This is a genomic window from Chryseobacterium sp. CP-77 (assembly GCF_036362765.1).
In the GTDB taxonomy this organism is placed as follows: Bacteria; Bacteroidota; Bacteroidia; order Flavobacteriales; family Weeksellaceae; genus Chryseobacterium; species Chryseobacterium cupriresistens.
On sequence record NZ_CP143637.1, the window covers coordinates 3,401,545 to 3,415,680 of the forward strand.

Annotated in this window: 11 protein-coding genes; 3 read left to right on the forward strand and 8 right to left on the reverse strand. The window is 35.4% G+C overall.

Translation table 11 applies throughout. The features are described 5' to 3' along the window. Window positions 1-116 precede the first annotated feature (116 nt). The 6 genes from V0410_RS15110 to V0410_RS15135 all read right to left on the reverse strand — a co-directional run bounded on the left by V0410_RS15110 (window position 117) and on the right by V0410_RS15135 (window position 6,180). Complete coding sequence (locus V0410_RS15110; protein ID WP_330744719.1) at window positions 117-695, reverse strand: Crp/Fnr family transcriptional regulator; 579 nt, start codon at window positions 693-695, stop codon at window positions 117-119. Window positions 696-742: 47 nt separating this feature from the next. Next, complete coding sequence (gene glmM / locus V0410_RS15115; protein ID WP_330744720.1) at window positions 743-2,125, reverse strand: phosphoglucosamine mutase; 1,383 nt, start codon at window positions 2,123-2,125, stop codon at window positions 743-745. Between the two features lie 69 nt (window positions 2,126-2,194). Then, complete coding sequence (locus V0410_RS15120; RefSeq protein ID WP_330744721.1) at window positions 2,195-3,211, reverse strand: DUF4421 family protein; 1,017 nt, start codon at window positions 3,209-3,211, stop codon at window positions 2,195-2,197. A gap of 217 nt (window positions 3,212-3,428) precedes the next feature. After that, window positions 3,429-5,462, reverse strand: coding sequence for a ferrous iron transport protein B (gene feoB, locus V0410_RS15125; protein ID WP_330744722.1), 2,034 nt, complete (start codon window positions 5,460-5,462; stop codon window positions 3,429-3,431). Next, window positions 5,462-5,668: a FeoA family protein gene (locus V0410_RS15130; RefSeq protein ID WP_062673746.1), complete on the reverse strand. Its 207-nt coding sequence runs from the start codon at window positions 5,666-5,668 to the stop codon at window positions 5,462-5,464. Before V0410_RS15130 ends, feoB begins: the two co-directional genes overlap by 1 nt. A 182-nt stretch (window positions 5,669-5,850) precedes the next feature. Then, window positions 5,851-6,180 (reverse strand): hypothetical protein, encoded by a 330-nt coding sequence (locus V0410_RS15135; RefSeq protein WP_330744723.1) that lies wholly within the window; start codon window positions 6,178-6,180, stop codon window positions 5,851-5,853. Between the two features lie 17 nt (window positions 6,181-6,197). Here V0410_RS15135 and V0410_RS15140 point away from each other — a divergent pair, with 17 nt between their 5' ends. Then, on the forward strand, window positions 6,198-7,535 hold the full coding sequence (locus tag V0410_RS15140; protein WP_330744724.1) for an IS1182 family transposase: 1,338 nt from the start codon (window positions 6,198-6,200) through the stop codon (window positions 7,533-7,535). 381 nt (window positions 7,536-7,916) lie between these two features. Here the strand turns inward: V0410_RS15140 and V0410_RS15145 are convergent, their stop codons facing one another. Further along, window positions 7,917-8,822, reverse strand: a complete 906-nt coding sequence (locus tag V0410_RS15145; RefSeq protein ID WP_330744725.1) for a GLPGLI family protein — start codon at window positions 8,820-8,822, stop codon at window positions 7,917-7,919. A 181-nt stretch (window positions 8,823-9,003) separates the two neighbouring features. Here V0410_RS15145 and V0410_RS15150 point away from each other — a divergent pair, with 181 nt between their 5' ends. Together V0410_RS15150 and V0410_RS15155 are read left to right on the forward strand one after the other, a co-directional pair. Then, a complete protein-coding gene (locus V0410_RS15150) occupies window positions 9,004-9,501 on the forward strand; it encodes a DinB family protein (protein WP_110008922.1) in 498 nt (165 codons plus the stop codon). Window positions 9,502-9,623: 122 nt separating this feature from the next. Next, window positions 9,624-10,961, forward strand: a complete 1,338-nt coding sequence (locus tag V0410_RS15155) for an IS1182 family transposase (protein ID WP_330743286.1) — start codon at window positions 9,624-9,626, stop codon at window positions 10,959-10,961. Between the two features lie 136 nt (window positions 10,962-11,097). Here V0410_RS15155 and V0410_RS15160 read toward each other — a convergent pair whose 3' ends face one another. Further along, window positions 11,098-13,875: a carboxypeptidase-like regulatory domain-containing protein gene (locus V0410_RS15160; RefSeq protein ID WP_330744726.1), complete on the reverse strand. Its 2,778-nt coding sequence runs from the start codon at window positions 13,873-13,875 to the stop codon at window positions 11,098-11,100. Between the last annotated feature and the right edge of the window lie 261 nt (window positions 13,876-14,136).

Genomic DNA, 14,136 nt, shown 5'->3' on the forward strand with positions numbered 1-14,136 from the left:
TTGCGAACATTTTCAATAATAAAGATTATTCTTTGCGGACGTTGCGTTTAAGATGAGTCAGAATTTATGCCGTATGTTTTTAAACTACCTGCTTCTGACTTCCATCTTCCAGCCTCTTAAAGTCTTTCTTTTAATATTTTACTTTTGATTCTGCTGAGATGTACGGTAGTAATCCCGAGATAGGAAGCGATATAATGCTGCGGAACTCTTTTGATAATTTCCGGTTTTTGTCTGACAAGATTCAGGTATCGCTGCTGTGGTGAGTCTTTAATAAATGAAAAGAAATGTTTCATATAATCAAATACCCTTTCAAAAAGAGCATCCATAAAGAAATTTCTGAGCTCTGGATTTTCATAAACTTCTTCTAAGAAAGCTTCCACATCAGGTTTGTTGATTCTGTATAAAATACACGGTTCTATGGTCTCAAACGACACCATACTCGGCAGGCCTTTTTTAAAACTTTCAAGGGATGAAAACATGGTACTTTCAAGAAAAAACTGGAAGGTAACATCTTTTCCATCGTTATTGTACCAGGCTCTTACCATACCTTTTTCAATATAATAGGCATTGCAGGAAACTTCACCTTCTTTTAAAAGCAAAGTCTTGGCAGGGACTTCCATACGCTGGAAACTGCCCAGAAATTTTCTCCACTTTTCTTTGGGGAAAGGAAATCTGTTTTTGATATGTTCAAACATTTCTGATATAAAAAAGAACGGACAATATGCCCGTTCTTCCTATATTTTTAGATTAAACTCTTGATTTTAGCAATGATATCATCTCCTAACTGATCTGCCTCTTCCTGAGATTGAGCTTCAGTATAAATTCTGATGATTGGCTCTGTATTGGATTTTCTAAGGTGAACCCAGTTATTTTCAAAGTCTATTTTTACACCATCTACTGTGGAAACTTCTTCATTCTTGTATTCCTGCTCCATTTTGCTCAAGATAGCATCTACATCAATCTCCGGTGTAAGCTCTATTTTCTTTTTACCCATGAAATAGCCTGGATACCCTGCTCTCAGTTCAGAAACAGTTTTATTTTCTTTGGATAAATGCGTTAAGAACAGTGCAACTCCCACTAAAGAGTCTCTTCCGTAATGTAAATCAGGGTAGATAATTCCTCCGTTTCCTTCTCCTCCAATGACTGCATTTTTTTCTTTCATCAAAGTAACAACGTTTACTTCTCCTACAGCACTCGCAAAGTATTCTGAGTTGTGAGTCTGTGCCACATCTCTCAAAGCGCGGCTTGAAGAAAGATTGGAAACAGCTACTCCGTTTTTATTTTTCAGTAAATAATCTGCAACGGCAACCAGGGTGTATTCTTCTCCAAACATTTCTCCTTTTTCATCAATCAGGGCCAATCTGTCTACATCCGGATCTACAACGATTCCCAAATCTGCATTTTCTTTCTTCACCAATTCGCAGATATCACCCAAATGTTCTTTTAAAGGCTCAGGATTGTGTGGGAAGTGGCCTGTAGGCTCACAATATAATTTAACGGTTTCACAACCTAATTTATCTAAAAGCATTGGAATAGCAATCCCTCCTGTAGAGTTTACTGCATCCAGAACAACCTTAAAGTTCTTCGCTTTGATCGCATCCACATCTACCATTGGCAAATCCAGGATCTGCTGAATATGGATATCGAAAGCATCGTCTCTTGTTTCATATTTTCCAAGATCATCCACTTCTGCATAGTTGAAGTCTTCACTTTCTGCCAGCGCCAGGACTTCAGCGCCGTTTTCACCGCTGATGAATTCTCCTTTTTCGTTTAATAATTTAAGGGCATTCCATTGTTTTGGATTATGAGAAGCGGTAAGAATAATTCCTCCGTCTGCATTCAGCTCAGGCACCATTACTTCAACAGTCGGGGTTGTAGAAAGGCCAAGATCTATCACATTAATCCCCAATCCCTGTAATGTAGCTGTAACTAAGGAAGAAACCATCTGGCCGGAAATTCTTGCATCTCTTCCGATGATAAGAGTAAGATCTTTTTTGTTTTTATTATTCTGAAGCCAGGTTCCGAAAGCGGATGCGAATTTTACAACATCCAGCGGTGTTAAGTTATCATTTACTTTACCACCAATGGTTCCGCGAATTCCGGAAATAGATTTTATTAATGACATGATGTTTTTTTAATTTATTTTGTTTTCTCTAAATTTTCCAACGCAAAGATACTTAAAAGACCCTTCAACTTATAAAACCGGAATCTTTTTTTGGACTTTATCATAGGTATTTTTCACAACTTTCGGTGGCGCAAAACGATACCCTATATATAACAGTCCATAAAGGTTACTATTCTCTACACTCTGGCTGTTTTTCTGATCGTAGGCATAGCTTTTAAAATTTATTTTACCTCCGAACAGAAACCGGTCAGTATTATAACCCACATGAAGACCGCCCTGCATTCTTATAGTTGCATATTGGGCATTTTGTTTTGTTGATCCGTTATCAAGCTCTCTGTAACTGGAGAATTTACCTCCAATCCCAATAGCCAGATGAGGCGAAATATTTACTTTTTTTCCAATAACCCAATTATAGAAATATCCCATGTTTCCTCCTATATTGTATTGTATTTCTTTGTTTTTTACTCCGTCAATCGTATTTCTGAAAATGGTAAGATCATAATCTATAAACGGTACCCAGCTTCCGCTGCTTTTCTTCTGCCATTCTCCTTGTGTATAGATACTTCTTGCTGAAAAATTTTTATTAAGAACATAGGATGTAGACCCACCAAAGGTTTGTACCCTTAAATCCGGAAACTGAATATAGGGATCTCGTCCTTCCTGCCATTCCGGAGACAAGTCTTTCATGTTTTCCACATAAAAGCCTTTTACATTTTTATAATAAACATTTTGAATAAATCTTCCCGGAAAAAATCTGAAGCTTAAATCGGAGTAAGAACTTTTCCCTTTCATTTCATCATCATTATTTCCCTCTAAAAACCTGGGGGCAAATGATACTGTCGCACTTATTATTCTATAATCAATTGAAAACGACGTTTTCGTTTTATTGTTGATGGACAGGTCCATATTGAACGCATTCTTACCTTCTCCTGATGAGAAAACATAGCTTTCAATATTGGTATCAAGATTCACACGGATCATTACCTTGTCTGCGTAAGACCTGGTATTTATGGTATCTGTTTGTGCCTTTCCGAAAATGGCCAGTAAAGAAAATACTATTAATAATCCTGCTTTTAAAAAGTTCAACCCGAATAATTTATATTAGAAAAATGAAATTACTACATTTTTTTCAATATCCGTTGAACCCAATATTAAGAACAGCCGCAATCTTTATCGCAGTGGGTTCTTTTGGAGCTGAATTTCTTTGGAGCGAAATTCTTTTTAAGTACTTTAAATAAAGAATAGCAGGCGAATGCTACAATTAGTATAACAAGTACGTACTGAATAATTAATGATGAGTCCATTATTTTAAAATCTGATATACTATCATCGACACAAAATATGCCAAACCTGTCATCATGACTACCTGAAAACCGGTCCATTTCCAGCTTTTGGTTTCTCTGTAGACTACTGCAAGTGTGGAAACACACTGCATTGCAAATGCGTAGAAAAGAAGAACCGAGATTCCGGTTGCAAAACTGAAGACTTTTTCACCGTTCGGTTTTACGTCTCTTCTCATTTTATCTATTACTTTCACTTCGGGAGCATCATCTTCCAAGCTGTAAAGGGTAGACATTGTTCCTACAAAAACTTCTCTTGCTACGAAACTGGTAAGGATTCCGACTCCCATTTTCCAGTCGTAACCAAGCGGAGCAATTATTGGTTCTATTCCTTTACCCATTTTAGCTAGGTAAGAATGATCCAGGTGAACGTCTGTGGCTACCATCTCGTTTGTTTTCTGGCTTGGTCCGAAATAGCTTAAAAACCAGATGATGATACTTACGATGAAAATTATTTTCCCGGCTCCGGTAATGAAATCCCATACTTTTCCCAAAACCATTTTAAAGTCATATCCAAAAAGTGGCTTTTTGTAAGCAGGAAGATCCATTACAAGATAGGTTTTTCCTTTGCTTTTAATAAATCTTTTTAGGATGGCTGCAGAAAATAAAGCAACTAAAAACCCAAGGAGATACATTCCCATCAGAACCAGTGCTTTATATTTGATTCCTAAAAATGTTCCTTCTGAGATAATCAATCCGATAATAATACTGTATACCGGAAGTCTCGCAGAACAAGTCATAAACGGCGTTACCAATATCGTAAGCAATCTTTCTTTTACATTCTCAATATTTCTTGTAGAAATCACGGCAGGAATGGCGCAGGCAGTTCCTGATACAAGCGGAACGATACTTTTACCGTTAAGTCCGAAGGGGCGCAGCAGTCTGTCCATCAGGAATACGACTCTTGCCATATAGCCTGAATCTTCAAGCAGATAAAGGAAATACAGGAGAATTCCGATCTGTGGAGCAAAAACCACAATTCCTCCTATTCCGGGAACAATTCCATTTGAAATTAATGAATTAATGGGGCCTTCAGGAAGATGTTCGCTGGTAAATGCAGCCAGCCAGGAGAATGTATCTTCAATCCAGGTCATCGGGTATTCCGCAAGGAAGAAAACACTTTGGAAAATAACCAGCAGGATCGCTAAAAAAACTACATAACCCCAGAATTTATGAACTAAAACTTTATCCAGTTTTTCGGTTAATAATTCTTTAAACTGAGTTTTTTTAGAAATGACATCAGCCAGTATTTTGTCTACGTTCTGATATCTTCTTACGGTTTCCTGAACCTGTAATCTTTTTGGAACCAAGCTTTTAGAATCCGGTTCATTCAGCTGTTCCATTACTCCGCTGATTCTTCCAAGATCAGTTCCCAATGAAAGGCTCATCCAGGCTTTATATTCGTTATCGAAACCTTTATGTGCCGCCAGTTTTTGAATAAAGTCTCTATGTTCGCCCGGTGTTTCAAAAGAAAGTTGATCTGTTTTTACAAATTCGTTGTTATAAACAGCTTCCCTTACTTCATCAATCCCGATCTGTTCTTTGGCATTGGTCTGAATAATTTTTATCCCTAATGCTTTGGAAAATTTTTGAATCTCTATAGTGATTCCTCTTCTTTCTGCCTGATCAATCTGATTGACAATCAGAATCATTGGAATTCCGAGATCCTGAATCTGCTGAAACAGCAGCAGTCCTCTTTTTAAGCTTAATGCTTCAAGAATATAAACAACTCCTGCATAGTTTTTCTGCTCATCAATAAGATATTTGGAAAAAATAGCCTCATCTTCTGAACTCGGGTATACACTGTAAGAACCAGGAAGGTCGATAACCTCTACTTCTTCGTTTTTGTAAACATAGTTCCCCGAATGACTTGCAACGGTAACGCCGGCGTAGTTCCCGGTCTTCTGCTTTTTGTTACAAAGTGTATTAAAAACCGTTGACTTTCCTACATTAGGATTCCCGACTAAAAGTATCTGTTTTTTCTTGTTTTCCTGCATTAATTCAATTCTTCAACAATGATGTAATCTCCTTCTTCCTCACGAAGAGCAATCCGGCTTTTTTCTGCTCCAAATTCTACATACATTGGCCCGCTGAACGGCGCCTGATACAAAATTCTGAAAATGGTCTCCGGAAGAAGTCCCATTTCAATAATTTTATTGGGCATTTTAAGATGGTCGTTATCATATCCCAATATCTTCCCCATTTTGTTTTTAGGGAATCCACTTAATTTATGTAATCCTTTCTCTTTCAAAGCCTAATTTTTAGTCCTGCAAATATACGCTATTTAAATTTAATCTAAATAACGAGTTTGTATAAAAAAATAATGGGGTGCTTCACTTGAAAACACCCCATTGATTTATTTTTTAGTAATTCTATATTTTCAGCTTATTTAGAATATGTTTCCAAACAGCTACTTACCATAGCTGTACCTAGCGGTGGATCAACAGCTGTTACATTAAAAGCAATTGCCAAGCATCCTTCCAGATTCATCTCTGCAGCCTTCATGGTTTTTGCAATTTTTACTAGTACTTTTTCATCCTTAAAATTCTTTTTAGCTACCAAAACATTCTCAACCTTACTTTTACTCTCTTCTACTTTCACTTTTGGCTCTTCACCTTTTGCAAATGACATTACTGATGAGGCTGTCTCAAAAGTGAGACAGTCTTTTTTTTGAGCATAAAAAAAGGAAAGCTTTTGCTTTCCTAATAGTTGCAAATTGATTAATTTGCTGTGTGTTAATTAAATCAAAGGTAGTCTTTAAAGATTATAATCCCAAGCAAAATTTTCTTTTTCCTCCTGATTTGTCGGAGCTGATAGAAAATAATCATCCTGTACGAACTGTTTCAGCTGTTATAGATGGTCTGGACATCACTAATTTACTCCGTAATTATAAACCCGGCGGCACATCGGCGTATCATCCCAAAATGCTTTTGAAAGTATTGGTTTATGGCTATTTGTGTAATATTTATTCGAGTAGAAAGCTGGAGCAGGCACTCAAAGAGAATGTTCATTTTATGTGGCTAAGCGCCATGAACCGTCCCGATCATAATACTTTGAACCGTTTCAGAAGTGAGAGGTTAAAAGGAGAACTCAAAGAGATCTTCGCACAAATTGTATTATATCTGGAGAAAGAAGGTCTGGTAAGCCTGCAAACCATCTTTACAGATGGGACTAAAATAGAAGCCAATGCCAATCGTTACACATTTGTATGGGGAAAGGCTATCAAAAAGAATAAAGAACGTATAGAGTCCCAACTTGAGGATTTGTGGAACTACACTCAGGAAATAGCCAGGGAAGAAATGAAAGATACTTCGGAGGTAACCTTTAAGTCTATGGACAAAGAAAAAATAAAATCTGTTATAGAAACGATAGATTCTACTTTAAAAAAGAAGAAAATTTGCTCTAAAGTTCGTCAGAAGATTAATTACGCAAAAAAGAACTGGCCTGAAAATCTTGAAAAATATGAGAACCAAGAGGCTATTCTTGGGAATAGGAACAGCTATTCAAAAACAGACCCTGATGCTACTTTTATGCGCATGAAAGAGGATCATATGCGTAATGGGCAGCTCAAAGCGGCTTACAATCTTCAGTTGAGTACCGAGAATCAGTTTATCATTAATTATACTCTGCATCCTAATCCTGGTGACACTAAAACCCTTCTTGCTCATATTAAGAATTTTGAACACCTTTATCATAAACCTCCCAACGAAATAGTGGCTGATGCAGGATATGGCTCAGAAGAGAACTATATTTTTCTCCAAAAGAGAAAAGTCAAAGCCTATATCAAGTATAATTATTTTGATAAAGATCAGAAAACCAAAATTATAACATCTTCGCCCTCTAACCCAAAACTTTCAAAGCTCCGGCATAAGGTTCATAAGCTTCTCAATACAAAACGGGGCATAATGCTTAGAAAACAAAGGTGTCACGATGTAGAACCTGTGTTTGCTCAAATCAAACATAACAAAGGATTTAAAAGATTTTTTCTCAGAGGACAAAATAAAGTCGAAATAGAAACCGGCTTGATTGCTATTGCGCATAATCTTAGAAAATTGGCTCTGGCAGGGTAAAAAAACCTTCCTTTGTTTTATTCTACCATAATAACTCAAAAATATGATCTAAAAAAAATAAATTCATTGAAAAATATAAGTTACAAAAAAATACGACCATAAAAAAGGCTGTCCTTTTGAGACAGCCTCATGAAAATGATTTTTTTCATTGTATAATATTTTAATTTGTTGTAAAACAAACATATAATTAAAAATAACAAAATCAAATTTTTGTTTTCTAAATTTTAAAAATAATTGCTAATTCTAAGACATTATTTCAAATTGGAATTTATTTTCAATATTTTTTAGTTATTAAAAGAACATTTTTAACAAAAAGAAATCACCCCAAACACATTGCTGTATCTGGGGTGATTCAAAATATAATTTAGTTGATATGAAGTCTTATTTTTTCTTCTTGTCAGAAGGCTGTTCTTTTTCTATTGGATTGTCGTTAGCATTGTAAAAATCCTTATACTGCTTTTCCTGCTTTTTCATCATATCTCCTACCGTTCCATCCATTCCAGGGATGGTTTTAGACATCATTTCCTGTGTCATCATAGGTCTTACAGAAGAAAATGGATCTTTTTTAAAGTCATTAAAAGTTTTCTCAAATTTTTCTCTTGTTAACTCATTTACTTTTCCTCCTGAAGCATGCATTAAGTTTTCAATGTAAGAGAATTCCGTATAATCTTTCACTTTTTTATTTCCCTGCAATACCCAAGAGTAATTTTTATCAGCATCTTCAATTTTTACAATTAAACCTGGAAGCCCATAAAACTTATAAGGTCCGTCCTGAAATGGAATATCTGTACTAAACCAAGCAGTCCAAGTTCTTCCTCCAAAATCAGTTGTCGCCTTTTGTGCATTATATTCTCCTATTTTTTGTTTATCAGCTAAGATATTCCAATTGAATTTTAATTCTTCACTATAACCAATATTTGTTGGAGTAAATCCGTTAGCTATCTTATCCACATATTGTACTTTCATACTTGGGTAAGACTTATATATTCTGGATGAAATTTTTGGTGTTTTAAGGGATTTTGAAAAGTCTCTCATCATTCCTGATTTCTTAATTGCTTCCATTTCAATTTTCATGATAGAATCTTGAGCAATCACTGTATAATCCTGATAAATAGATCTGTTCTTATCTGTGATATCTAAAATTGTCACTACTTTATCAAGTTTTACTGAATCTTTCTTAGGCTTAAAAGTCAGTTCATAAAAGAAACGGTTGGCCGTTTCTTTGGACTCCTGAGCTCCTGCAAAAGCAAACAGAGTGATCAAAAATATGGAGAATAACTTTTTCATTGTAGCAAGTTTATATAATTAGTAATCATATGTCTTCTTTTGTTACAGTTTTTTTCAAATTTTATTTTCCAGTAAAAAATATTCTTCCTTTTCACTCTTTACTACTTAAAAAATTATGATTCTGTTAAAACAGTTTCATTTTTAAAACGCTTACCTTTAAGTTTCTAAAAAACAAAATATTATGGACACTTTATCTCAATTAAAATCCGAACTGGAGGGAGAATTTCAAACCACAAAAAAATTTATTGAACTATTCCCTGAAGGAAAAAATGATTATGCTCCGCATGAAAAAAGTATGAAAATGATGCCGCTTGCCACCCATCTGGTAGAAGTTTTTGAATGGCCGAACACAATTTTAAAAACTTCTGAACTGGATTTTGCCAAAGGAGACTACAAACCTACCGTTCTTTCTACAAGAGATGAACTGATGAAAAAACTGGAAGATGATTACCAGTCAGCAAAAACAGCATTAGAAAACAGTACAGAAAACGATCTGAATCCCAGCTGGACGATTAAAAATGACGGCCATGAGCTGGCAAGCTGGAGCAAATATGGGGCAATACGCCATGCCTTAAACCAGATTACTCATCACAGGGCTCAGCTGGGCGTGTATTACCGATTGAACAATATTCCTTTGCCGGGAAGCTATGGGCCTTCAGCAGACCAGCAAAGTTTTTAATTAACATCTCAATATATCTCAACAAAAAGAGGCTGTCTCAAAAGTGAGACAGTCTTTTTTTTGAGCATAAAAAAAGGAAAGCTTTTGCTTTCCTAATAGTTGCAAATTGATTAATTTGCTGTGTGTTAAGTAAATCAAAGGTAGTCTTTAAAGATTATAATCCCAAGCAAAATTTTCTTTTTCCTCCTGATTTGTCGGAGCTGATAGAAAATAATCATCCTGTACGAACTGTTTCAGCTGTTATAGATGGTCTGGACATCACTAATTTACTCCGTAATTATAAACCCGGCGGCACATCGGCGTATCATCCCAAAATGCTTTTGAAAGTATTGGTTTATGGCTATTTGTGTAATATTTATTCGAGTAGAAAGCTGGAGCAGGCACTCAAAGAGAATGTTCATTTTATGTGGCTAAGCGCCATGAACCGTCCCGATCATAATACTTTGAACCGTTTCAGAAGTGAGAGGTTAAAAGGAGAACTCAAAGAGATCTTCGCACAAATTGTATTATATCTGGAGAAAGAAGGTCTGGTAAGCCTGCAAACCATCTTTACAGATGGGACTAAAATAGAAGCCAATGCCAATCGTTACACATTTGTATGGGGAAAGGCTATCAAAAAGAATAAAGAACGTATAGAGTCCCAACTTGAGGATTTGTGGAACTACACTCAGGAAATAGCCAGGGAAGAAATGAAAGATACTTCGGAGGTAACCTTTAAGTCTATGGACAAAGAAAAAATAAAATCTGTTATAGAAACGATAGATTCTACTTTAAAAAAGAAGAAAATTTGCTCTAAAGTTCGTCAGAAGATTAATTACGCAAAAAAGAACTGGCCTGAAAATCTTGAAAAATATGAGAACCAAGAGGCTATTCTTGGGAATAGGAACAGCTATTCAAAAACAGACCCTGATGCTACTTTTATGCGCATGAAAGAGGATCATATGCGTAATGGGCAGCTCAAAGCGGCTTACAATCTTCAGTTGAGTACCGAGAATCAGTTTATCATTAATTATACTCTGCATCCTAATCCTGGTGACACTAAAACCCTTCTTGCTCATATTAAGAATTTTGAACACCTTTATCATAAACCTCCCAACGAAATAGTGGCTGATGCAGGATATGGCTCAGAAGAGAACTATATTTTTCTCCAAAAGAGAAAAGTCAAAGCCTATATCAAGTATAATTATTTTGATAAAGATCAGAAAACCAAAATTATAACATCTTCGCCCTCTAACCCAAAACTTTCAAAGCTCCGGCATAAGGTTCATAAGCTTCTCAATACAAAACGGGGCATAATGCTTAGAAAACAAAGGTGTCACGATGTAGAACCTGTGTTTGCTCAAATCAAACATAACAAAGGATTTAAAAGATTTTTTCTCAGAGGACAAAATAAAGTCGAAATAGAAACCGGCTTGATTGCTATTGCGCATAATCTTAGAAAATTGGCTCTGGCAGGGTAAAAAAACCTTCCTTTGTTTTATTCTACCATAATAACTCAAAAATATGATCTAAAAAAAATAAATTCATTGAAAAATATAAGTTACAAAAAAATACGACCATAAAAAAGGCTGTCCTTTTGAGACAGCCTCTTTTATTTTATTTAAAGTTGAATTTTACGGTTAGCATGACCTGGCTTGGGCGAAGCTGAATTTTCGTGTAAGAAGAACTATTTGTTGTTTGATTGATATTATAGGTTTCAAAGAATTTTCTGTTAGCAATATTCAACCATTTAATTTCAAAATCAATTTTCTTTTTAGACCATGAAAATTGGTAAGAAATATCATAGAACGCATTCTTATATTTATTACTTCCATCACTTGTATTTACCTGATCCCAATTGAATCCAATCGTATGGTCTTCTATAGGATAGAAATAAACTGCCAGATTGTGATTAAATCCTGTATTGACACCGAGTCTGCTCTGATTAGAACTCAAGCCTATATTATCTTGTTTGTTTCTTGATAAATTAAGTGTATAATCTAAACTCGCCCAGCTAAAATAGGTGTTATTGAACTTAAGTCCATAAGTCTGAGTATTGTTCTTGCTCAAATATTGAGTGCCATCCAAGAACGCATCACTTTTTGTCAATGTATTTCCATAGCTCACAGAAGCATTGGTCTTGAATTTTGGGAAGTATTTACCCACCTCAACATTAAATCTATTACTCTTTGAATGATTTTCTCTTTCAATGTATCGGATTAAAGTAGACCCCGTTGCTGCATCCAAAATTGGAGAAGAAAGCAAATTTCTTTTACTATCACTCAATGAATAATTAATATTAAAGAATAGATTGTTTAATGGATTTCTGTATTCAATTCTAGATCCTGCCATTTTTGACGTTATTTGAGGTATCGGGTTATTAGGATCCATTACATTAAATCCTCTAGGACTTAATAACATGTAACCTGCATAAGCCGTTTGAATATCTCCAAAATTATTGCTGATGTTTCCATTCAAACTTGCTTTCCAGAATGAAGCAAATGAATACTGAATAAAAGCATTTGGAGTAAACGTTGTCTTATTTAGTGATTTTGAAACTCCTCTTAAATCATCTTCAGCTTTAATGCTATTGAAATTTGCTGGAAAATTTGCAAAAATACTCCAAGATTCAGATTTATAATTAACACCTAGCGAAGCAGAAGGAACAATTTCTGTAAATTTCAGGTTGTTTTCATAAATACCATCATTGAAATTTGGTGGTACATCATTCGGCACAGAAGGATTTTGAATTGCTTGCCCATCAAAGTTTGTATTTAGCTTATCTGTAGAGAAATCAAATCCCACCTGAGGAGTGAATGTCCATCCTTTTTTAGAAAAACTAATATTTGCTGAATGTGAAGTATCTAAAGTTTTTAGTCTGAACTGTTGTAGCGCTAAAGTGCCTGGTGCAAAATTTACAATGCCATATCTATCTTTTTCGTTAGGATCGTTCGGGTTTACCTTTGGAAGTTTGTATGGCAACTGTAAATAACTTGCCGGATCTACTTTCAATGTTTGCTGATCATCCTGATAATTGATATATGATTTGAAATTCACCATCTTTTCTCCCCATGGAATAATAGTACTCAATGAGTTTTGGAAAGATGATGTTGGAGATTCCACTCCCTGATTTCCTGATCTTCCTGCTCTTTCAGCAAATGCTCTGTCTGCATTCCAGAACTGGCTGAAACTTGTGGTATTTTTAAAGAACCCTTTCTTAGCATTTTTGGTAAAGATTAATTCTCCTTTCAGTTTATCTGTATAAAAATTATTCCTTGTACTCATTATCACCGTGGACGGTTGTGGACGTCCTATGGTTGGAAAATAAGTTGTTTCTTTATAGTCTTCTCTTTCTACTGCATTGTTGGTATAATTTGCATTAATCTTCAATTCCCACTCTTTCTTTTTATCAATATTTGTTAAATAGTTTGCAGACAAATAGTGAACATTATTCATCAGATATCTTTTCACCGGCAAATTCGGAGTATCTGCATTCTCTACACTCAGCCAGTTATTTTGCGAGATATTACTTCTTCTTCCTTCCCATGAACTTCCAAACGCCAGAATATTCCCCTCATTTTCAACTTGCTCACCCATGTTATTGGTTTTATAATTGACTACCCATTGGCTTTTCTGTCCGAAAAACATGGGAGTCAGTTTTACATTCCAAAGCCATGGATCTCCAAAACCGGTTCCTACCTCACCTCTACCTGTCATGGTGACAGAGTTTTTAAGCTTGATATTGATAGCTGCCTGATCAGAAGGCACTTTGTCCTGAAGTATTTTTACCGGCTGGTGGTTCTCCAGAACTTCTACTTTCTGTACGGCATCTTTTGGAAGAGAGTTGTTGATGGTTCCATAACCTCCTTCCATAAGATCTTTTCCATTGACGTAGAATTTATTGATGGCATTCCCCTGGTAAAGAATTGTTCCGTCCTTGTTTACTTCAATTCCCGGAATCTTCTTCATTACATCCGCAAGGGTTCTGTCATTTTTACTATTGAAAGCCTTAAGATCATAAGAAATGGTATCACCTCTTGCGGTGATCATTTTGGTTTTCAGCTGTACTTCTTTAATTTCTGTAGCTTCAGACTGCATTTTAAAGTTCAGAGTCTGATCGCTGTTACTGATTTGCTTTGTAAGAGGTTTCTGATTGAACGCTTTCACTTTCAGATCCACATTGGATTCAGCGGAAGTGAAGGTTACTTTATATTCTCCTTTGGAGTTCGTAATAGCGTAAGCAAGAATAGCGTCTTTGCCGGGCTCTTCGATCGTCACACTGGCACTGGGTATAGCGACCCCATCATCATCGGTGATCTTTCCTGAAACCGTTTTCTGCGCAAAAGTAAGCACAGTAAAAAATAGCATCAGAAATAAAGAAATATTTTTTTTCATACTTATTATTTGCTCAATTAGTTAATGGTTATTGTTTTTTGTTACACTTTTTATAAAGATGAGTTTTACGATTAAAGGTTAAATCTTTATCACTACAAACATAGTGATAATTTTTAAACTTTTGTTTTTCTATGAAAAAGAAATATATTAAAAAAGAATCAAAACGATTCGCCCTTTTTTTTATGATATCTATTTCATGATAAGATGATCTTTGGCATATAGATTCTGCAAAAGAAGAGTTAAGTTAATTTTTGATTTGTG